21 protein-coding genes are annotated in these 22,371 nt (G+C 46.5%); 11 read left to right on the top strand and 10 right to left on the bottom strand.

Annotated features, from left to right (window positions below):
* Positions 1-110: 110 nt before the first annotated feature.
* The 3 genes from F461_RS0103065 to F461_RS0103055 all read right to left on the bottom strand — a co-directional run bounded on the left by F461_RS0103065 (position 111) and on the right by F461_RS0103055 (position 3,789).
* A complete protein-coding gene (locus F461_RS0103065; RefSeq protein WP_019999689.1) occupies positions 111-1,016 on the bottom strand; it encodes a DUF2156 domain-containing protein in 906 nt (301 codons plus the stop codon).
* Positions 1,017-1,025: 9 nt separating this feature from the next.
* A complete protein-coding gene (locus tag F461_RS0103060; RefSeq protein ID WP_019999688.1) occupies positions 1,026-2,417 on the bottom strand; it encodes an MATE family efflux transporter in 1,392 nt (463 codons plus the stop codon).
* Between the two features lie 385 nt (positions 2,418-2,802).
* Positions 2,803-3,789, bottom strand: coding sequence for a biotin--[acetyl-CoA-carboxylase] ligase (locus tag F461_RS0103055; RefSeq protein WP_019999687.1), 987 nt, complete (start codon positions 3,787-3,789; stop codon positions 2,803-2,805).
* Between the two features lie 215 nt (positions 3,790-4,004).
* Between F461_RS0103055 and bioB the strand changes: the two genes are divergently transcribed.
* The 9 genes from bioB (at position 4,005) to bioD (ending at position 11,618) form a co-directional block, all read left to right on the top strand.
* Positions 4,005-4,985: a biotin synthase BioB gene (bioB, locus tag F461_RS0103050; RefSeq protein ID WP_019999686.1), complete on the top strand. Its 981-nt coding sequence runs from the start codon at positions 4,005-4,007 to the stop codon at positions 4,983-4,985.
* Positions 4,986-4,994: 9 nt separating this feature from the next.
* Positions 4,995-6,350 carry an adenosylmethionine--8-amino-7-oxononanoate transaminase gene (gene bioA, locus F461_RS0103045; protein ID WP_019999685.1) on the top strand — a complete coding sequence of 452 codons (1,356 nt, stop codon included), beginning with the start codon at positions 4,995-4,997 and terminating at the stop codon, positions 6,348-6,350.
* A gap of 344 nt (positions 6,351-6,694) precedes the next feature.
* The gene (locus F461_RS0103040) at positions 6,695-7,003 is read left to right on the top strand and encodes an ApeI family dehydratase (RefSeq protein WP_019999684.1); all 309 of its coding nucleotides are present in this window, start codon (positions 6,695-6,697) and stop codon (positions 7,001-7,003) included.
* On the top strand, positions 6,996-7,745 hold the full coding sequence (locus F461_RS0103035; RefSeq protein WP_019999683.1) for an SDR family NAD(P)-dependent oxidoreductase: 750 nt from the start codon (positions 6,996-6,998) through the stop codon (positions 7,743-7,745). The genes F461_RS0103040 and F461_RS0103035 overlap by 8 nt, the downstream gene beginning before the upstream one ends.
* 9 nt (positions 7,746-7,754) lie before the next feature.
* A complete protein-coding gene (locus F461_RS0103030) occupies positions 7,755-8,123 on the top strand; it encodes a hypothetical protein (RefSeq protein WP_019999682.1) in 369 nt (122 codons plus the stop codon).
* Between the two features lie 9 nt (positions 8,124-8,132).
* Entirely contained in the window at positions 8,133-9,365 is a 1,233-nt protein-coding gene (locus F461_RS0103025) for a beta-ketoacyl-[acyl-carrier-protein] synthase family protein (protein WP_019999681.1), read from the top strand.
* Positions 9,366-9,803, top strand: coding sequence for a hotdog family protein (locus tag F461_RS18455; RefSeq protein WP_019999680.1), 438 nt, complete (start codon positions 9,366-9,368; stop codon positions 9,801-9,803).
* Positions 9,785-10,927 (top strand): aminotransferase class I/II-fold pyridoxal phosphate-dependent enzyme, encoded by a 1,143-nt coding sequence (locus F461_RS0103015; protein WP_019999679.1) that lies wholly within the window; start codon positions 9,785-9,787, stop codon positions 10,925-10,927. Before F461_RS18455 ends, F461_RS0103015 begins: the two co-directional genes overlap by 19 nt.
* On the top strand, positions 10,914-11,618 hold the full coding sequence (gene bioD / locus F461_RS0103010; RefSeq protein WP_019999678.1) for a dethiobiotin synthase: 705 nt from the start codon (positions 10,914-10,916) through the stop codon (positions 11,616-11,618). The genes F461_RS0103015 and bioD overlap by 14 nt, the downstream gene beginning before the upstream one ends.
* A 128-nt stretch (positions 11,619-11,746) precedes the next feature.
* On the opposite strand, the gene lysA is transcribed toward bioD, so the two are convergent.
* Both lysA and F461_RS0103000 read right to left on the bottom strand, forming a co-directional pair.
* The gene (gene lysA / locus F461_RS0103005) at positions 11,747-13,048 is read right to left on the bottom strand and encodes a diaminopimelate decarboxylase (protein ID WP_019999677.1); all 1,302 of its coding nucleotides are present in this window, start codon (positions 13,046-13,048) and stop codon (positions 11,747-11,749) included.
* Positions 13,049-13,063: 15 nt separating this feature from the next.
* Complete coding sequence (locus F461_RS0103000; protein WP_019999676.1) at positions 13,064-13,753, bottom strand: TrmB family transcriptional regulator; 690 nt, start codon at positions 13,751-13,753, stop codon at positions 13,064-13,066.
* Between the two features lie 356 nt (positions 13,754-14,109).
* On the opposite strand from F461_RS0103000, the gene F461_RS0102995 reads away from it, so the two are divergent.
* Complete coding sequence (locus F461_RS0102995; protein ID WP_019999675.1) at positions 14,110-14,535, top strand: FKBP-type peptidyl-prolyl cis-trans isomerase; 426 nt, start codon at positions 14,110-14,112, stop codon at positions 14,533-14,535.
* Positions 14,536-14,738: 203 nt separating this feature from the next.
* Here the strand turns inward: F461_RS0102995 and feoB are convergent, their stop codons facing one another.
* The 4 genes from feoB to F461_RS16915 all read right to left on the bottom strand — a co-directional run bounded on the left by feoB (position 14,739) and on the right by F461_RS16915 (position 17,894).
* Positions 14,739-16,925 (bottom strand): ferrous iron transport protein B, encoded by a 2,187-nt coding sequence (feoB, locus tag F461_RS0102990; protein WP_019999674.1) that lies wholly within the window; start codon positions 16,923-16,925, stop codon positions 14,739-14,741.
* A 43-nt stretch (positions 16,926-16,968) separates the two neighbouring features.
* Positions 16,969-17,205 carry a FeoA family protein gene (locus F461_RS0102985; RefSeq protein WP_019999673.1) on the bottom strand — a complete coding sequence of 79 codons (237 nt, stop codon included), beginning with the start codon at positions 17,203-17,205 and terminating at the stop codon, positions 16,969-16,971.
* Positions 17,206-17,301: 96 nt separating this feature from the next.
* Positions 17,302-17,490: a FeoB-associated Cys-rich membrane protein gene (locus F461_RS16920; protein WP_019999672.1), complete on the bottom strand. Its 189-nt coding sequence runs from the start codon at positions 17,488-17,490 to the stop codon at positions 17,302-17,304.
* A 131-nt stretch (positions 17,491-17,621) separates the two neighbouring features.
* Complete coding sequence (locus F461_RS16915) at positions 17,622-17,894, bottom strand: FeoA family protein (protein ID WP_019999671.1); 273 nt, start codon at positions 17,892-17,894, stop codon at positions 17,622-17,624.
* 350 nt (positions 17,895-18,244) lie between these two features.
* On the opposite strand from F461_RS16915, the gene F461_RS0102975 reads away from it, so the two are divergent.
* A complete protein-coding gene (locus F461_RS0102975; protein ID WP_019999670.1) occupies positions 18,245-19,228 on the top strand; it encodes an ABC transporter ATP-binding protein in 984 nt (327 codons plus the stop codon).
* Positions 19,229-19,317: 89 nt separating this feature from the next.
* On the opposite strand, the gene F461_RS19455 is transcribed toward F461_RS0102975, so the two are convergent.
* Positions 19,318-22,371, bottom strand: a 3,054-nt coding sequence (locus F461_RS19455) for a VCBS domain-containing protein (protein WP_019999669.1), incomplete at its 5' end; no start/stop codon positions are given.

Below are 22,371 nucleotides of genomic sequence, written 5' to 3'. Positions count from 1 at the left end.
CGAAAAAACGTCAAATCCGTATATACAGCCAACTGTATGCTCCGAACCTGACGTTTTCCTCTGTTCAATAATTATAAAATAATCGTCAAACCACAAGCGGCTACTATTTTTTACTTTTCTTCTGCTACTTCAACGACAAATTTTTTCACAAAATCACTTGGGTTATAACTCATCTTAGCTTTACGCAGTCCTTCGTCGTCTAAATCCTGCTCACGGTTTACATAGGTAAAACGGGAACCTCCGTCAGTCAGGAAAAAGTTGTTAATGGCCTGATAAATGCCTTTGTAGTCAGTTTTTCCTTTTTCGAAGTGAATAACAACCGTTTCGTCGTTAATCGCTTCTGCGACAGTATACGCAACTACTTTTCCGTCTACCTGAATTGAACCACCAATAAGTGTAGGAATTACGTCCCACTGCTCAAGTACGCGGCGAATTGCATCATTTTCTGCGAGAAGAGACTGCGATTCTTCGCACTCCCGCCACATGCACCACTCCTCCTGCATTTCAAGCACTGCTTCAACACAGTCAGCGGTCATGGGTTCATACGTATAGGTATAATTTTTCTTGAACTGGTTTACGAGGTTCTTCTTTTTATGAAATTTCTTTCCACGCAATTCACCAAGTTCCTGAACATCATAAATGTAATCCCATTGCCCTCTGTCTTCATGGGCTGTAATGCGGTCTCCGAGCTTTTCATTCCATATTTCAAGCAACCGTTCCGGCACGCGATGATAGGTACGTGCCTGCTTCATGTACGGACAATCTGCCCAGTCCACATTATCCCAGTTTCCAACTGGTGCCCAATAACGAACAACTGGAATTTCGGAAGCTCCGGAAGATGACTGGCGGATCCAGACTAAATTAGGAGTCCATGCCCATTCAAGAGCGTACTCGTCTGCCCAGCCCCATATATTCGTAAAACTGAAATCGGATGACTTAGTTTTACTTTGAGCCAAACGTTCCATGTATTCATCTTTACGGTCAAAAGAAATCGGTTCAAAAACAAGTTCCTTCATCAAAAACTCCTACGCAGCCGGAGCGGTCGCATTTTTGCGTTTAATCATGCTAAAGCGGTACCAGTCGCGATGCATGAATATATAAAACATTGTCGTGGACTGGAACACCTGTGAAACAAGCATGGCTATGTAGACACCCTCTGCATCTTTAAAAACTAGATGCCCAAGAATATACGCCACAGGTAATCGCACAAACCACGAAGCACTGCTGTAAATCCAAAAGTTGTATATAGTCGCACCAGCGCCAGTCATAATACCACCAAGGGTCATACTGGCGACAGTGAATGGAATAGAAATAATGTTATACTTCAAGTAGACGGCAGCCTGTATTGTTACCCCGGCTTCCGGTGCAAGAAACTTCGCCATAGGCTCAATAAACGGCCAAAAGCCAATAGCAACAATAGACATAAGCCCGCACGCTGTCCCCAGGATACGCAATCCTACCCGCTTTGCCTCACCCTTATTCCCAGCACCAAGGAAATGGCCGATAAGGATGCTTGCAGTCATATTAAATGCGAATGCAGGCAGAAACAAAAGAGACTCAATACGCATGCCCGCAGCAAGCCCCGCCAGAGCTTCAACGGCATTGTACGGTAATGAAGCAACAATTGCGAAAAGGACGATATACCCTGTGTGCCATAAGACCTGAGTACCACCCGCCGGAGCGGCAACTTTGATTAAATAAGGCAAGGCAGAGCGCATCCAACGCCAAGGAGCAAAGGAATTTTTAACTAGTATCCCTTTTCCTACCAGCACCCAAAAGTTATAAATTGTGCCACCGGACACGGAAATCAGGGTTGCCCATGCTACCCCTTTATAACCGAACTCAGGGAAACCGAACCAGCCAAGCCCGAAGCCGAGGTCTGCAATAGCGTTCACCAAGGCGACAATGGCGATTGAGCGCATAGGGACAAACACCATCATCTTTGCACGAAACACGGCGTTAGAAATAACAAACAGGTAGTACACGGGCAGTATCAAGAGATATATTTTTAAAAAATACAGTGCGATAGAATAGATATCTTCCGGCGTCTGTAATATCCCCAAAAATATATGCCGCCCACACAGCCCCAGTCCGGATATTATAAGTCCGCACGTGAGTCCAAGCAGAACCACAAGCCCTATATACCGTGCTGCCCTTTTATGCAGCCCTGCACCAATAGACTGACTAATGCCTGCCACGCAGCCGTTACCGATAGCAATAGCAATAACCAGAAAGAACAGGAAGGTCTGGGAAATCATCCCGAGCGCCGCCTGAACATTGGAATTTATTTGTCCTGCTACCCACACATCAACAAAGCCAATTAAAAAATGAAACATCATCATAAGAATCTGCGGCCATGCAAGATTCCATATAGCCTTATATGATGTAGGGTCAGTTATCTGCTTTGAGTTGCTCATCAATTTGTTACCAAGTGAAAGTGTTGAAGTGCAAAGAGTAATACGGATGGGGAAAAAGTACAGCCCGGAACCAGCAAATACTACTTTATACGTAGAACTGCATTTTCAGGCAGGAGCCTTCAAGATTTCTATACAATGGCCAAACGCCACAAAAAAAGGACGTAACAGTCCATCATATCATACTTTTGTTACGTTAAATACGAGATCAATATGAACAGCGGCTCCGTCCAAAAGATTACAAGATGGGAATAATAGTTGCCCGCAATAAATAACCGGACAAACAGCTCCGGCTCACCTGTTACAACGTCCAAACGATCACAGTTTGTAACAGTCAGAAATAACGAAACAGGTAAAAGAACCTCATGGAGGGAAGGTTACCACGCAATTACAAGATATCACCAGAGAACAGACGATGTTCAACTCCATCGCTGCTTTGCAGAAGCAACATACCGTCCGTGGATACGTCTGTCACCGTGCCTTGAAAAGTCTCCCCGCGAACCTCTACAGTCAGTTCTTTACCAACGACATCAGTGAGTTCTTTCCAACGGGTAAGTAAAAGAGCAAACCCTTGCTCTTTTACAAGCAGGTACCAATACTCATACCGAACCAGATATGCCTGTAACAGCTCAACGCGGGAAATACTTTTCCCTGCGGTTTCTTCAAGGGAGCACGGTGCTGTACGCAAATCAGCCACCAGCCTTTTCGGCAACGGGCGCACGTTAATCCCAGCACCTGAGATAATATGACTCACAACGTCACCGGAAAGAAATATCTCAGTAAGATTTCCGGCAACCTTGCAACCATCTATGAGAACATCATTAGGCCATTTACAAACAGGAAGAATACCCGTCATCTCGTGCACAGCTTCTGCCGCCGCAACATTGGTTAATAACGTAATAATAGGTGCTTCATTCGGGGCAATATCCGGTCGCAAAACGACAGAGACATATAGACCACAGCCGGCTGGTGAATGCCAAATGCGTCCCTGTCTGCCACGGCCACCTGTCTGCTCATCTGCCACAACAACGGTTCCTTCCGGTGCACCTGAAAATGCAAGTTGCATGGCTTCCAGATTGGTCGACCCGACACTTGGCAGATAATGCACCCCGCACTGGCCAAAAAGCTGTGTCTTCAATCCCTGCCGCACAACATCTTCCGTAAGTAACTCTGCTTTGCGCAGCAAACGGTATCCCCTACGGGTAACAGCTTCAATCTCGTGTCCCTGTCCACGCAGCACACTGACATGCTTAGACACAGCCGCACGCGAAATGGAAAACAGCTGGCTTAAATCCTCTCCGGACGTATATCCATCTGTATTTTTTTGCAGTAATTCCAAGATCTTTTCACGAACTGCAGTTCCCTTTGAAGCCATTTATACCTCTGATTGTAAACCTTATACGATGAATCAAAGTTGACAATAGTAACACTCTCAGCTAGTTCATCCTTAACGACATCAAATTATCCGACCAGCGGTTCAAACGACCGCATAATGAGCGGGGACAACTTTACCAGTGGAATTAACATACTGATAAAATGCCCCATAAATATTAGACAGAGAACTTACTTCATCTTTTCCAGAGAAACCATATGACCACCATAACTTCAACTGTGTACGCGTTGTGCGAAGAGGTTGTCCAGTCAGGAAAAGGTATCAGCCGCGATGATGCTGAAATACTGATAAACCTGCCGGAGAGCGCAACACTTGATCTTCTTGCCGGTGCACAACGTATTCGCTCCACGATTACAACAAATACAACATTTACCTGTGGTATTATAAACGCCAAATCAGGTAAATGCAGTGAAAACTGTTCCTTCTGTGCACAGTCAAAATACCATGACACGGGTGCGCCAATTTATCCATTAATCGATCCCAAAGCTTTGCTAACCCGAGCACAGGAGCTGGAAGCAGGCGGCGCACAGAGATACGGCATTGTGACCAGCGGCATGGCTCTCTCTGATAAAGAACTCGACACTGTTTGCGAAGCAGCACTTGCCATCACCACACAGACAAGCATTAAAGTCTGTGGTTCCCTCGGCCAACTTTCACCCGACATGGCACAAAGGTTACGACAGGCCGGCTTCTCAAGTTATCATCACAACCTCGAAACAGCCCGCTCCCACTTCTCCGCCATTTGCAGTACGCACGAATATGACGACGATATCATATCCGTGCAGAACGCACTTCAAGCCGGCTTCCGAGTCTGTTCAGGCGGCATATTAGGTCTCGGTGAAAACCGCAACCAACGGGTTGAACTGGCCTGCACCCTGCGGGATCTCGAAGTTCCATCTATTCCTATGAATTTTCTGACTCCGGTCAAAGGTACACGCCTTGAAAACCAGCCACTCCTTGCTCCTTCCGAAGCGCTGCGCGCCATTGCAGTCTATAGATTTATTCTTCCAACGCAGGACATTCTGATTGCAGGCGGTCGCGAAAACACCCTTGGCGAATTTCAATCTCTTATCCCTATGGCAGGTGCCAACGGTCTTATGATCGGCAACTACCTGACCACAAGCGGACGCAACATAACAGACGACATCAGCATGCTTTCCTGTATGGGCGTGTTATAAGGAGCACACATGAGCACAACACAAGAATTACAGCATATCGACCGCACCAACGTATGGCATCCATTCACCCAGATGGCAGAATGGACTCAGCAAGACCAGCTCATCATTGAAAGCGGTAAAGGCAACTGGCTCATGGACACTGAAGGCAACCAATATCTAGACGGTGTCTCATCCTTATGGACGAACGTACACGGTCACTGTGTGCCGGAAATAGACAAAGCAGTACAGGAACAGTTAGCAAAAATTGCTCACACTACTATGCTCGGCCTTGCCAGCGTTCCGGCAACAGAACTCGCAAAACGCCTTGTTGATATTCTTCCGGCAGGACTCACCCGTGTCTTCTACTCCGACAGTGGCTCCACCGCAGTCGAAGTTGCGCTTAAAATCGCTTTCCAGTTCCAGCAGCAGGCAGAGAAAGGTGACTCTGACCGCATCAAATTTATCTCAATGCAAAACGCATATCACGGCGACACCATCGGTTCCGTTTCCGTTGGAGGTATGGATTTATTCCACGCAACCTACAAGCACATGCTCTTTCAGGGTGAAAAAGTCATCACTCCCTACTGCTACCGCTGCCCATTCGGTAAAGACAAATCAAATTGCGACCACGAATGTTTCCAGCACGTAGAAGGCGTACTCGAAGCACACGGAAGCACCGCGGCTGCGTTCGTTATTGAACCACTGGTGCAAGGTGCAGCAGGGCAGCTTATGCATCCGGAAGGCTACCTCACGCATGTGCGCAACCTGTGTACCCGCCACAACATTATTCTCATTGCAGACGAGGTCGCAGTAGGCTTCGGTAAAACCGGAACTATGTTCGCCTGTGAGCAGGAAAATATTACGCCGGACATTATCTGCCTCGCCAAAGGCATCAGCGCAGGTTACCTGCCACTCGCAGCAACTGTCACGTCAGAAGAGATTTACAACGGGTTTCTCGGCAACCACGAAGAATTCAAAACGTTCTTTCATGGCCACACCTACACAGGCAACCCGCTAGCCTGTGCAGCAGCCATAGCTAACCTTGATTATTTTGAAAACAACAACGTTATGGAAAAGCTTCAGCCTAAAATTGCCCATTTGCAAAACAGGCTCACAGCAATGCTGGAGCTTAAACACATCGGAGAAATCCGCAACCGCGGGGTCATGACCGGCATCGAACTGGTGCAAGACAAAGCCACCAAAGCTCCATTCGCAACCGCAGAAAAAATTGGCCACAAAGTCTGCATGGAAGCACGAAAGCACGGAGTCATCATACGAAACCTCGGAGACGTCATCGTGCTCATGCCACCGCTCAGCATAACACTCAGCGAAATTGACCTGCTGTGCAACGCTACGACTGAAGCAATCAAGACTGTGACTGAATAGGGATATTTTTGTAGGCCTCCGGCGGTATGTTTAATGCTTCCGACGGCCAGAGAACCTGTTGCACTGTCGCTATCTGGACTCTCCAAAAACTTTTAGTAGCGAGTTCAGTCCGTCACAGAGTTACATTTGCGGCTTATGCCTCAGTTCGTAAAGCGACGTACTGCTACAACCTGAAACGACTTGCGTAACCTCTGCCGAAATCACACTTCATTCTGAGATTAAGGCAATGCGCGAACAATCCCCTTATCCATAATCACGGTCAAGGGGGAGTCCCCCTTGCGGGTGCAGGGCAGAGCCCTTGCCCGTCGGAGACTCGCCGAAGGCATGCCATAGGCAAAAATACTATGAACAACATTACAGGCACATTCACATTTCCCGCTGATGAACCGGCGCTGGCAGATCATTTCCCTGACAGCCCTGTAATTCCGGGAACGGTTATCATCCATAGCTTTGTAAGCGTGCTGCGCGAACTGATACCCGAGGCAACTTTGAGCGTAAGCAAATTTCGCTTCAAGTCGTTTATTACGCCTGCTGTGTATTCGTATTCTATTGAAGCAAAGCCGTTCGGCTATGCGTGCACCTTGTTTAAAAACAATGCTAAAACTGTAACGGGTCGTATACTTGTTCATACTGAGGGAGACGGGGATGCATAATATTCCCATGCGCTTTTCCGGTGAGCACGCATGTGTACTTGGAGCATCTTCTGACTTGGGGATGGCGGTTGCAAAAGTATTATCCGATGCAGGGCTTCGGCTTACCCTTTCTGCATGTTCGGAAAAAGGTATTGCACGCATTTCATCGGCCTTTCCCACTGCAACGATACTAAAACTCAATTTAGCAGCGGTTGCTCACAACGCTACTATGCAACCAGATGCCACACTAGAAAGCATAGATTCTCCAGAATACCTTGTTGACTGCATGCAGAGTAATTTCGAGGAATTTGTCGCAGGAGCTGAACCTGTTGATGTGGCCAACTATATGGAAACAAACATTTCCGGCAGAGCCATTTGCTTACGCTATATTTCAAGAATGATGCTGGCAACCCGCTTTGGACGTTGTGTTTTTATTTCTTCAACGGCTGCGGCACTCCCGAATGCGGGACAAGGCTTTTATGCTGCATCAAAGCTGGCTGGCGAAGCTCTGTATCAAAATCTTGGAGTTGAACTTGGTGGACGCGGCGTTACAACATGCTCGCTACGGCTGGGATATGTGCAGAGCGGCAGAGGAAACACTTTTATTGAAAGTAACCCGCAAGCGGTTAAACGCTGCCCGGCGAAGCGCGCGGTTACACCGGATGAAGTTGCCAGCACCGTGGCATTTTTACTCAGTGATAACGCAACGATGATAAACGGCACAGCTATTACCATGGATGGCGGGTTAACCGCGTGCAAATAAGGAAATCACATGTCTATTTTTAATCAAGTACAGGCTGTTATTACAGAGGTTCTCGAAGTAGAGCCGGAAGAAGTCACCCCAGAAACTTACGTTATGCGTGACCTCCCAACGGAGTCTATCGACCTGATGGAGTATGGCGTGGGGCTTACAAAAGAATGTGGTGTCTCTGTCCACGATGAGACGGTGTTCTTAAAATCATTCCGCACACACATTGCAGAAGCAAACGATAAGGGACTGGAACCTGTAACTCACCTTGTGAGCGTATATCCGCACCTTTCTTCTGACCGTATAAAAGAGATGTTGAGCACTATTAACAAAGGCCCTGTTCTTCAGGTACGTGATATTGTTGCGTACGTTGAATATGCTAAGCGTGCGTAAGAAGCTGAGATGCGTAATCGAGTCGTCATAACAGGTGCAGGGTATGTAACGCCGCTTGGCAGCACTCCTGAAGAAATCACGAATACTGTTCGTCATAATACACCAAACTTTATTCCTTTTCACGACTTTGAAGGGTGCTTTGTCTGCCCTGTTCCAGACTTTTCTCTCACAGCATCTACCGGACGGTGGAAGAATAAAAAATATCTCGCCCGGGGAGCCCAATTTGCACTCGCTGCTGCCATACGTGCCGCTGAAAATTGCAGCCTACCTATTGAGGAATTTGCAGAAGCCGGACTCTTTACTGGTGCCGGCCCTAATTTTGATATCAGTTCAGATTTCCCGAATATTAAAAACGGCAACCTGGATAGTGTCGAGCTTGCAGCCCTATGGATGCTTCGCTACCTACCCAACACTGCCGCAAGCGCCATCAGCCAGTTTTTACATATTCAAGGTGACAACTCCACTATAGGCACCGCGTGCTCCGCTTCCACTCAAGCGATTGGAGAGGCCTTTCGTAAAATCAAAGATGGATACCGTACTGTTGCATTTGCAGGTGGAGGTGATTCTCGAATCTCCCACGGCGGATTACTTGCGTATAAAAAAGCACAGGCCATATGGAATAAAGGTGGCAAACCGAACGAGGCATGCCGACCGTTTGATGCAGACCGCTGCGGATTCATCGCTGGTGAAGGCGGTGCTATGTTTGTTCTGGAATCACTGGAGCACGCGCAGAAACGCGGCGCACATATTCTAGCTGAAATTTGCGGATATGGCGCAACAATGGATGCCCATAGCATGACTGCACCGCACCCTGACGCAGTCCATGCAGAAAAAGCTGTCCGTTCGGCTCTCACAGAAGCAAATTTGACACCTGATGATATTGACCTCATCTCTGCCCATGGTACCTCCACACCACTTAATGACCGCATGGAAGCAAACATGATTGAACGCGTGTTCTATGCAGACACCAACAACAAGCGGCCTTACGTCACAGCTGTTAAATCTTGGATCGGACACTGCACCGCTGCATCCGGAGCCGTTGAACTAAGTATTCTTCTCGCATCACTCAGCAAAGGTGTTGTACCGCCTGTACGTAACCTCACCACACCTTGTTCCGACAAAATCAACTTTGTTACCGAACGTACTGAGTTTTCCGGTACATATATGCCAACCAACATCCTTCTGGAAAACTTCGGGTTCGGTGGTCAAAACAGCGCGCTCGTTGTGCGCCTCTGGTCATAAATGCAATACGATAAAACCATCCGCTTTGGCGTAGACAACTTCATCATGCTGGACAGAATCGTACAGTATGATGACAAGACGCTTACGGCTGAAAAAAAGTTTATAAACGCTCCTGCCTATCTTGCTCTGGAAGCAATGGCGCAGACTGGCGGCCTGCATTTTAGAAAATGCATGAATTTCTCTCGACATGCGTTCCTGCTTTCTATTCAACAATCACCTCTACTACGTGCAGCTGCCTTCTCAGGCTGTGCCACAACTACAGTTGTACAGACAGCTCTGACGGATTCCACAGCAGCCTATGATATTTCCTTTACCTGCGAAGAGATAGCCCTAGAAGGCTCCTTTCTCTTCGGAAGTACCGAGTTTGGTGCACAGTTCTCGAAAGACTCCCTCACAACCCATTACAGAGAGTTATTTCAATGGTTACAGAACGCCTAAAACGCTCCATTGCCGTACAAAAAAATTCAGGGCTATACCGGAATCCCATTACTGTGGAAAAACAAATCGGCAGTCATGTCCTTGTTGATGGAAAGAAGCTCATCAATTTTGCATCCAACGACTACCTTGGTCTGTCACAAGATTCCGATTGGCAAAAAACTGTCAGTGAATGCTTTGCTTCTCATTCACCGTCCGGCACTTCGTCACGGCTTGTTACAGGCCATAGCCAATACACCGAAGATGTTGAGCAACAATTTGCAGAATACTTCGGATACGATGAGGCTTTATTCCTCCCTAGCGGCTATCAGGCAAACCTTGCGGTAATATGGGGACTATGCAGCCCTGCTGAAACCTTGTTCTACGATAAACGAATTCATGCCAGCATGGCGCAGGGCCTCGTCCAGACGGGCAGCACACTAAAAGGATTTGCCCATAGTGACCTTGCCCAGCTGGATAGAAAATTAACCGCTGCCGATGCAGAAAACCCTGTGGTACTCACAGAGTCGCTTTTCAGCATGGATGGTGATGTATTGAATACAGAAATGTTCAAGGCATTACGCAAGAAGCATAACTTTTTTGGGATAGTGGACGAAGCACACTCATTCGGGGCGCTGGGTGCAAACGGCACAGGTATCAGTCACGGCTGCACAGACATAGCCGTGGGAACCTTCGGCAAGGCACTTGGGATGTTCGGTGCTTTCGTACTCATGCCGAGAGGATTTAAAGAATTTTTCCATAACTTCTCATCGCCTGTAATCTATTCAACAGCGATGCCGGAAGCACACGCAGCAGCGGCTGCTGCGTTACTCAAAAAACTGCCGACAATGGAATCGGAACGCGAACATCTGGCACATATCAGCGCACTCTTGCGTGCTGATATACAGGAGGCCGGATTCACCATTCAGGGTGATGCGCATATTGTTTCTATTGAGATTGGTAATGAAACGAAAGCCGCAGAACTTGCGGAAAAAATGCGGAAAGATGGTGTGCTTGCTTTTGCATCACGTTATCCGACCGTACCAACGAACAAAGCTGTCATACGAGTAAGTATGACAGCCTTGCACAGTACTGCGGACGTACACACATTCGTCAACAGTATTAGGGGGTGGTATGACAGAACCTAATCCGTCATTTTTCGTTGTCGGTACAGATACCGATGTGGGTAAGACAGTTGCTTCCCTGATGCTTATGCGGTTTCTAATAAGGGCGGGGCACGCGCCTTACTATTGGAAACCAGTGCAAACAGGCTGCCTTAGCCCGAACGATGCCGGCGCGGACGCCAGCTTCGTTCTTAAATATTGTCCCGAAGTGCATCAAACTGCTGCTGATGCAACCGGAGCCTGCTTTCGCAATCCCAAGGCTCCATTCTACGCTGCCCGTGATGAACAAAGCAGCGTAGAAGTGGAAGACCTTTTACACAAACTGGCATATTTGCGTAAAAATAATACCTTGGTGGTAGAAGCTGCAGGAGGACTGTTAGTGCCTTTCAGCCGTACACACATGTTGGCGGACATGGTGCAGCTGGCCGTCGAGCGGTTCGGGATCAAGCCCATACTCGTTGCACGAGCCGGACTTGGTACAATCAACCACACGCTTCTTTCCATTGAGGCGTTGCATCACCGGGGCGTTCAACCGGCAGGGATAGTGTTTGTGAATAACAAGGAACACCGTACACCACAGGTGATGCTGCAGGAAAACATGGAGGCTATCTCCACATTTTCAAACTATTCTGTATGCGGCTGTATTCCGCATATTGAAGACTTTTCAAACCCTCCCGAAGAGGCAATCAACCTCTTCGAAAGAATAGCTGGCTAGGTTTGTCGGATGGAGCACAGCAAACCTGCCAACAATGTCGTACCTTCGTTACTCCGTAAGTATATTACCTAACGCTGTTCATAAAAAATATGCGCAGCACACTGGCGGAGTAACATCTTAAGCAAGATCTATTTCTCGCCGAACTTACTGAGCAGTTCATCCGCTTCCGGATACATGTTCAGCAAATCGTTCAACGTTTCACGACGACGGATAAGACGTGCTTCACCGTTTTCCTGAATAAGAACTTCTGCAGGGCGCGGACGCTGGTTATACGGAGATGCCATTACATAGCCGTATGCACCTGCGTCGAGCATTGCTATAACATCGCCCTCTGCAATTTCAGGAAGCTGACGATCTTTAGCCATGATATCACCGGATTCGCAAATGTTACCAACAATGGTCTGTTCCATTGTTTCAGTAACTTCACTGCCACCTTCGCGGTAAATTTCCACATCGTGGAATGAATCGTACATGGCAGGACGCATAAGCTGGTTAAAGCCAAGATCGGTACCGGCGAAGCGTTTTTCACCGTTGTTCTTTACGCTGTAGCAACTACCAAGCAAGACACCGCATTCTGCTGCAATGTAACGACCCGGCTCACACATAAAGCGTCCTGTGTAGCCTGTGTCTTCAACAAATTTTGTGATTGTAGCGTGGAAGGCTTCGCCAAGCTTTGCAAGATCGAGGCGTTCTTCACCATCATACTTGTGATACGGGATACCAAAGCCGCCACCGAAATCGATGATCTCAAGCTTGTTATCTTCAGTAACCCATTCTTTCGCAATGGAGAGTAATACCCCCATTGCCTCAAGGTATCCATCCGGCTCCATGAAGAGGGAACCGATGTGCATGTTCACACCGCACAAGGTGAGGTTGTGACGAGCCAAGGTAGCACGAACAGTATCTGCTTCTTCAGGATCAACACCGAACTTGGTTTGTTTACCACCGGTAACAACCTTAGCGTGGTGCCCTGCACCAATGCCCGGGTTAAAGCGGATAACAACCTTGCCACCCGGATTCAGTTGCCCGAACAGATCCAGTTGGGAGAGGGAATCCACACTCACGTACACGCCATGATCGATGGCGAACTGGAGTTCTTCAGCAGAGACGTTATTAGAAATGAACAGAATCTGCTCCGGCTTGAATCCGGCGGCAAGGTTCATGACAATCTCACCCGGGGACATAGCGTCCACAACCATACCTTCCTCTTGTACAATCTTGAGGAGGTGGATATTCGTATTCGCTTTCGCGGAATAGTTTGGTGTAAAGGCTGGATTGTCAGAAAGCGCCTGAACTTCACGGCAACGCGTACGCAATACGTTCTCGTTGTAGACATACAGCGGGCTGCCGAATGTTTTAACAAGTTCCATCGGGTCGGTGTTACCGTAGAAATTTACACTATCAGTGTAGCTGGAGCGAACATTGCTCATGCCGAAATCTCCTAATTAAATTCCACGTATTTTAATAAGCTCAATCTCATTTAAAAGCGATTCGCGCATTAATGATACGAGGTGCTTGTTTTTTGAATAGAGACACTGCCCTTTATTTACTGCAAGCGTGCCCACTATAACTTCGCTGGTATCAGCGATAATACGTACATTCTCCGCAGGTGCTTCGTTATGCATGAAAACAACGCCGGAAAGATGCGGGTCTTCATCAGATAAAATCACAACTTTTAACCCGCGCTTGATACAGTTATCCAAGTCGGGCGTAAGCAATTTTACTGTGGAAGACGAAACAGAAAGATACACCCATCCTTTTGCCAGCAGAATCATATTCCGCATTTTATCAAGGGTGTTTCCATATCCGGAAATGGTAAGATATGGTGCTTCTTCCTCTTCCTGTTCCGGTAAATTTTCTTCAAGAAACTCTAATGTCGATTCACAGGAACGACGTAAGTTTAAAATAAGTTCTTCACGCGGTGTTGCAGTATATTTGCTGGAATCCTCGGAAGAAACAATGGCCCCGCCTTTTTCAACAAGGCTGGACAACGCAGCGTATGCATTGGAACGGGAAATGCCAGAAACCTTTGCGGCTTCATACCCTGTCATGGCGCCCATTTTACAAAGAGTTACATACATCAGAGACTCTTGCTGGGTGAAGCCAAATTTCTTCAATGCTTGAATGAGTTCCATCTCTTCTCCTGCGTAGTTCTTATAAGTACTACTATTTCAGATTTCGCGACTGGTCAAGTATTCGGGACTACTTTTTTAACTTTTCTGACATGCTGACAGCACCACTCTTTCACAGTTTGCAGCACCTAATTACTGACAATAAATTCAGGCTCCGAAAAAACAGGTATACCTACAAAAAATCAGTAAGGTACGAGGATACCATCAACATGTTTTCTGGCTCCGTATTCCATACACAAGGAGATGTCCATGCTCAAAATATAACACACCGTGCAATCATACCGTCCTTTAAATAAGAATTGACTTTCAAAGTGTGAACAGTCATCCTATCATACCATATTTTTAACAAGGAGACCTTCATGGCACAGGTCAAAGACGGCGATTCTGTAAAAGTTCACTATACTGGTACTCTCGATGACGGTACTGTTTTCGATTCCTCACGCGAGCGCGAACCTCTTGAGTTTACTCTTGGTTCCGGCATGCTTATTCCTGGTTTCGAAAAAGCTGTTGAGGGTATGAGCGTTGGTGACGCTACTAAAGTTACTATCCCAGCAGACGAAGCATACGGTCAGCGCAATGACGAAATGATTATTGATGTTGCCAATGATCAAGTGCCTGAACACATCACCCCAGAAATCGGCATGCTCTTGCAGCTTGAATCCGAAGGTGGTGTTATGGAAGTAGTTATTACTGCCGTAAAAGAAGATGGCATTACCCTTGATGCCAACCACCCACTCGCAGGTAAAGACCTTACCTTCGAAATTGAGCTCGTTGAAATCGCCTAGTCTGATTTCATTCGAATAAAAAAAGCCCGCGCTATTTCTAGCGCGGGCTTTTTTTATTTTGAACCAGCCAGCTTAATGGAGAAATGTATGCCCCAAGTCATAGCCGACTGTGTAAATGACAGCTTATCCTCCACAGGATATAAACAAAAAGTCCCGCTCAATCGAAATTGAACGGGACTTTTTGTTTATTCACTATTCACTTTTTACAGCAATTTGCCAATCTGAACCACAGCTACCGCTACTATGTATGCAAGACCTGTATTGAATACAACTGAGAAGAGTGCCCATTTCCATGAACCTGCTTCCTGTTTGATAGCAACAACAGTTACAAAACACGGTGCGTAGAGAAGTACAAAGAGGAGGAATGCGATTGCGGTGCTAGGAGTCCAGTTCGGATCCTGCGCGATACGCTCCGCAAGCGGTGCAGCATCTTCCGGATCAACGTCACCAAGAGAGTATGCTGTACCAAGAGTTGAAACGATAACCTCTTTTGCAGCAAAACCACCCACAAGAGCAATGTTTGTGCGCCAGTCAAAGCCGGCAGGACGCATAACTGGCTCAAGAGCGACGCCAATACTACCCGCATAAGAATTTTTAAGAGTCGCTTCTGCTTCATCGTTTTCAATCATGGCCAGTTTTTCTTCAAGCTCTGCCGCAGGTGCACCGGAAGCATTCGCAGAATCAATCTGCTCTTGAACAACAGTCTTCTGTGCATCAAATGCTGCAACCTGATCTGCAGGAAGGTTCGGGAAGGTCATTGCTGCCCAGATAAGAATAGAGATAGCAAGAATCACGGTACCAGCTTTCTTAATGTACTGCCATGTGCGCTCCCAGGTGTGGATAAAGAGACCACGCATAGTCGGGAAGCGGTACGGAGGAAGTTCCATTACGAATGGAGTAGATTCACCCTTAATAACGGTATTACGAAGAATTTTTGAAACGATAAGAGCACATGCCCATGCAACCATAGTAAGCAGAAACATTACCATAGCCTGATGTTCTTTAAAGAAAATACCTACAAAGAGAAGAAATACTGGAAGCTTAGCACCACACGCCATAAACGGCGCTGTAATAAGTGTCGCCAATTTTTCCTTAGGACTACGCAAAGTACGTGCAGCCATTACACCCGGCACAGCACAACCGCCTGCAATACCGCCTGACACAATAAACGGCATTACTGAACAACCATGTAAGCCGAAGAAACGGAATACGCGGTCAAGCATATATGCAACGCGAGCCATGTAACCGGAGTCTTCAAGAAGGGCAATTTGCAAGAACATAAACATAATAAGCGGAACAAAGCCCATTACGCCGCCCACACCATCAATCACACCGGATACAATCAAAGATTTGAGCAACCCCTCAGACATATTGGCGTCTGCAATTCCTCCTAGCCAGCCGAAGAAATTTTCAAACCAGCCAACCGGAATTTCACTAAATGTAAACGTGATCTGATAAATCAAATACATGATGCCGAACATGATGAGCGGGCCAAGAAAGCGATGCGTTACAACCCTGTCAATTTTGTCCGAAAGCGCTACACGATCTGCGGTTGCATCGAGACGAGTTACAACACCTTGACGAATAATAGAGGTAATAAAACCATAACGGTAATCCGCAATAACAGCTTCAGGATACGTTGCAAGAGTGCTTTCAAGATGCTTGGAAACATCCTTAACGATTTCTTCCAGTTCGGCGGAAACAGGATGCATTTCACGACCAAGCTGTATAATTTCATCATCACTTTCGAGGTATTTTATTGCGGTCCAACGAGCCGGATAACGGTCAGTGAGAACGTTGTTTTCCTCAATAAGGGCAATCAGTTTGTCTAAGGCAGGGTCAAGATCCGGCCCGTATGAGATAGAAAGGGGTTCCCACTTTTTGCCCTGATTCTCCGCAGCGCATTTTACGGTAGCTTCCATCAGACTCGGAATACCGTCCCCTGTGCGTGCAACGGTTTCTACAACAGGCACGTTCAGCAATTCAGAAAGCTTAGCAAGATCAATCTTCATTCCCTGCTTGTTCGCTTCATCCATCATATTCAGAGCAAGAACAAGTGGAGCGCCCATTTCCATCAACTGGATTGCAAGGTAAAGGTTACGCTCGAGAGCACCGGCATTGAGAACATCAATGACTACATCCGGGCGCTGATCAGCAACAACGTTACGCGCAACAATTTCTTCCATGGTGTACGCAGTAAGAGAATAGGTTCCCGGAAGGTCGATAAGATGAATTTTGTTCTCACCAACACTAGTAAACCCTTCTTTCTTATCAACAGTAATCCCCGGATAGTTGCCTACATGCTGACGCGCACCGGTGATTGCGTTAAACGCAGTTGTTTTACCGGAGTTAGGGTTACCGGCAAGAGCAACTTTGATCTCTTTAGACATGAAATATTCCTCGTATACAGAAATTTTTGTGGCAGATTATTTCTTAAACGCGTTCAACAGCGATGTAGTCTGCTTCATTATTACGCAGGGAAAGAGTAAAACCAGTAAGACGCAACGCAACAGGATCCTTTAATGGCGCGCGCCCGACAACTTCAAGTGCAGCCCCGGGAACAAGTCCCATATCACGAATTCGACGGCCGAGCTCGCCAATTGCTGTAATAGCAACTACTTTGGCCTTTTCACCTACTTTTAATTCTCGCATCGGAATAGCATTAGACATTTAACCACCCTCTATGAAATTGAAAATCTCTATCAATTAGATCCGGTAAAAAAAGTGTGCTACTTTCGCACACTGTCGGATCGTACAAAACCTTTGCTACTCTTTGTGCGAAGAGCAACTGCAGCCTGATTTTACATCTTGTGAACTTTTACCGCCGGCTGAACTACATCCACCGCAGTCGCTTCCGCAACCACAGCCTCCAGATGCACCCTTTTTTATAAAGCGACGAACAAGATAACCAGCTGCTACAGCGATAATAGCTGCAACAATAATAGCATCCGTCATTGGACACCTCCGATTACTCATCAATTAAAAAGCGTTTGTCACCTTCAGTGGACACCTCTAGCGGGTTCCACCTTGCAACAGCATAAAACACCTCTTGTTTAGAGTCATATAATTATCAGTAACCAAAACTGCTATAATGTGCCCGCAGTCTCTGTACTTTTCAAGTTTTGTTCGTTTTCTAATGGTTCACATTCTAACTTACGTGCAATGTCGTCACCCAAAGTGAGCAGGCAATCCTTTACTCTAAAGCTGCACGGGGAACACACCTCAACAACGGTACCCGGAGTAAGCCCCAGCGCGCAGAGTCGACCTCTCAGCTTCGGTTCCGAACAAAACCCTCTGATTCGAGCTTTGCAACCAGCAGGTAAGGAATTCAATTTATGCTTGCGTTTACAACATGGCATATGTGCCCCTCCAAAACGTATGACTAGTAACTATGCAAATTGAAAATGATTGTCAAGAACAATGGAAATGTAATTGAAAATTATTTTCAACTACATTCTACAGCCTTTCCGACGTAACGTTAATTTCTAAAGCATTAAGGTTAGTGATACCCTATAGATAAAGATTCCTTGCACCAGCCTCTTTCAAGCCGTATCTTTGAATGCAGCATACCCATTGCTTTTTTAACAGACTATAAGGTAACTCACAGCCTGTACAAAAATTGCAGTGGTTAGATGATATAAATAATACTCGAAATCATCGAGTCAATGCACCTTCCGCTTTTTACGAAACTTTACCAACAGGACTCACTATGCCCCCGCTGCTTTCTGTTCAGGATTTAACAACTGTTTTTCATACCACGACTCACGGTACACTTACGGCTGTTGACAACGTAAGCTTTACCATTAACGCAGGCCAATCTTTGGGCATTGTTGGCGAATCCGGATGTGGAAAAAGTGTTACCTCACTTTCCATCATGCGGCTCATTCCGACACCTCCCGGTAAAATCGTAAGCGGTAAAGTAATTTTTGATGGCCAAGATCTGCTCACTCTGCCCGAAAAAGAGATGCAACGAATTCGTGGCAATTCTATTTCGATGATCTTTCAGGAACCAATGACCTCGCTTAATCCTGTATTTAAAATTGGTGACCAGATTGCCGAAGTAGTCCGCCTGCACGAAGGTCTTGGGAAAAAACCTGCATTAAATCGAGCAATTGAACTCCTTCATCAAGTTGGCATCCCTTCTCCTGCACAGCGAGCTAAAGAATTCCCACATCAGCTGAGTGGCGGGATGCGGCAACGTGTCGTCATAGCTATGGCGCTAGCGTGCTCACCACGTCTAATCATTGCAGACGAACCTACAACAGCACTCGATGTCACCATTCAAGGACAAATTTTAGATCTTATGCATAAACTTGCAGACGATACGGGAACGGCTCTACTCCTTATTACTCATGATCTCGGTGTAGTCGCAGAAAACACTGATGACGTTGTCGTAATGTATAGTGGTCGCGTTGTTGAACAAGCAAGTACCATCAACCTGTTTAAAAATCCCCTCCATCCATATACACAAGGGCTCATGCGCTCTATTCCGACCATTCCTGAAAAAGGCACCCCGCTTCACAGAGGAATGTTGGAAACAATACCTGGAGTAGTAGCCCCGCTTTACGCCCAGCCAACAGGCTGTCGTTTTCATGAACGCTGCAAGCACACTTTCGACAAATGTAGAGAACTGGAACCGCCGTTGCTAACACCAAGTAATCACAGGGCAGTGCGTTGCTGGTTATATGAATAGCCCCAACGTCCACTCCGCAGCGCTACCCGTCTTCCATAAAAGACAAAAAAAGCCCCGTTCGAAAGAACGGGGCTTTTGATTGAATAAAACTAGCTGTGGGTTATCAAATGCTGAATTTGTTGTGCAAGTTGGTCTAACTCATCGTGATAACCTTCGAAAACAATAGTATGGGTAAAATGTGTCGTTGCATCTACAATCGTCACAACACCCGATCCTCCGTTATCGACAGCAGTTACCGTTGCATGTTCCGTTAATGATGAGGAATCCAGTACATCGCTAAAGGCAAGGCTATCATGCCCTTTTTCGTAATCTTCAATAACGGTTATTTCACCAGATTTCTGAAAGTCATGGGATGTGAACAGGAAGGTATCATCACCGGCACCGCCATTCAATATGTCATTGCCCGCGCCCCCATTCAAGGTATCATTGCCATCGCCTCCGTAAAGGTGATCATCAACTTTAACAACAGAAATGTTGTCAAGATCAATGCCATGATCTTTATTCCCCGCTCGCACTTCTTCATCATGATAAAATTTAATATCCGTCTTGCCATCACCCTCAAAAGTTACCACATGGCTTTCCCATGAATCAGAGACGCTCCCCTTAGGAATCACATGCGTTGTACCATCAACATCAACTTTAAGCCCATCGCTGCCGCCACCGCTGTTTCGGACATCGAATGTCATGATGTATTCACCCTCTGTACCAAGAATGGTGTGTGACAACTCACCATTACCACCATTATTTCGGGCATCTCCCAGATTTAAATAAACATCATTATGTCCGGGATCAGGATTGTGCAGCCAATCATAATCAGGGTTTGGAACCCACTCCCACTTCCACTCAACGTCTCCATGAAATGGCCATTCAGTATTATCCCAAGGATTTGATGAAAAATCATCACTTGCTACAGGCTGCCCCGTAATTTCATCACCACCATACAGCGTGTCGTCACCTGCACCACCATGGATAACATTCACATTAGAATCACCTATCAGGGTATCAGCATGCGCACTGCCGACAAGGTTCTCAATGCCATCCAAAATATCACCCACTGCATCGCCGTGTGTGGCACTTGCAAAATCAACCTGAGCGCCTGATAAGTTCAAATCGACATTTACGGCGTGAGCAGAGTGTTCATAGCTTACAGTATCAATACCACTATCTCCACCAGCAGTAATGGTTACTTCACCATTGACAACTGTGGCATTCCCGCCAATCAGATGGTCTGCACCAGCGCCACCGACAAGGACATCATTACCGTCACCACCAATCAAGATATCATCACCGGTGCCACCATTTAAGAAGTCGTTCCCAGAGCCTGCGTCTAACGTATCATTTCCGCCATGACCATACAAAACGTCATTACCAGCAGACTGGATGGAAACATCATCAAGATAGACGCCCTTCCAATCATAGGAGCCGGACTCTGTACTTCCATCCTGCCCAAATTCAATTCTAGTCGAGTCTGATGTTGCAACAAAAGTGATGGTATACGTATTCCATGAAGTTCCGTCTGAATCGTCAGGAGCAAAAATAAGGACATTGTCAGAATAGACTGTCCCACCATCTGAACTAACAATTGTACCGAGAATTTTTGCATAAAGTTCATCTCCTGACTCAACAGCACCAGCCTTAAATGTCAGGGTGTACGTCTGGCCAACAACAGTATCAATATCCTGGTATATATTTGTGGGATGTTCATTCGACTGATAAGGACGGTTAGGATTTGTATCAAGCTCCACAAAATAATTAGTTTCTCCAGAGACATCCCGGTGCACCAATTCTACAGAATTATCAGTATGCCAATCTTTACCAGAAAGATTAGTTTCAGCGCCGTTATCACCTGAGGAATAACTTTCGCCAGTCTCTGTAAATGAACCATCAACTATATTCGAGCTTCCGCCATCTCCATCAACAATAATGTCATTGCCTTCAGTGCCATGGAAAACATCACCACCCGAAGTACCTTCGAGCTTCAAGTCGGCATGCTCTGTTTCAACTTTAAAGACAAAATCATTATAATCAGAGCCGCCACCATCTTCAAAGCGGTAGGTATCCGAATCAGTACCAGGGTGCGCCTGCCCTGGCGATTTCATGTCTGAGATAGCATCAACAATGTCCCCGTTCGAATTCTGATACTGAACGGTTGTACCGTTATAACTCACAGAATCAAGTTTATCTTCTGTAGCCTGTGGAATCAAAAAGTACTCAACAGTTGCATTTTCCGAGGCAGAGAACTGGAGTGTAGAACCAACGTCAATATTATGAGAGTCACTCCAATCAGTATACATTGTAGTAACACCATTGGCGTCAGTAACAGCTACCACAAGAGCGTTATGCCAATCACCATTTTGACTTTCAAAAGTAAGTTTGTACTCAATCAAGTCAGGCTGGCCATTAACAGTTACATCAATAACTTTATCAACAGTTGCACCAGATGCATCAGTTGCTGTTACAGTAAATGACTCTTTCGCAGGATCACCAAAGGTTAATTCTTTAGTTGCTTCTCTGTCGTTATCAAGGTGGTACTCCCAAGTACCATTCTGAGTGTTATACGTCAGATCACCATAGACACCTACAACCTTAAGAGCAGACTCACTAGACGAATCGACCTTAGGGTCATAGGAATCTGACGATTCATTCTCGGATGTCAATTGATAGACAAGGTTAGTATGAAGCCCACCGCTTGTTTCGTCACTGCTATTGCCAATATCATTACTATCAGCATCACTAAAAGTAAGAGTACCGGATGCAGAGCTATCACCAGTGTCCCCATGTCCGGCTTCTGTTACAGAACCGCTAATATTTTCACCATCACCGAACGTTTGCCCCGTTTCCAAGTTAGTTGCACTCGCAACCTCAGGACCGTCGTTCGTGCCGTGGATCGTCACATCGATTGTCTGTACGTCGGTGCCGCCGTGACCGTCTGAGACCTCAACGGAGAAATGTTCCACATACGTATCATCGCTGCCAAGCCCCTGCACTGCGGCGTTATCCGCTACGTATTTCCAGTGACCGTCTGCATCAAGGGTCAGGCTGCCGTAGGTACCGGAGCCGTCTTCACCGTCCGCAAAGCTGAAGGTATGGTTCGCAGCTTCGCCTGTGTCAGCGTCTGTGGTCACAATCTGACCTTCGCTCAC

Origin of the sequence: Halodesulfovibrio aestuarii DSM 17919 = ATCC 29578, from assembly GCF_000384815.1 — a bacterium.
Lineage (GTDB): Bacteria > Desulfobacterota > Desulfovibrionia > Desulfovibrionales > Desulfovibrionaceae > Halodesulfovibrio > Halodesulfovibrio aestuarii.
The sequence above is the reverse complement of the archived record's forward strand: the minus strand, read 5'-3'. Positions and strand labels throughout refer to the sequence as shown.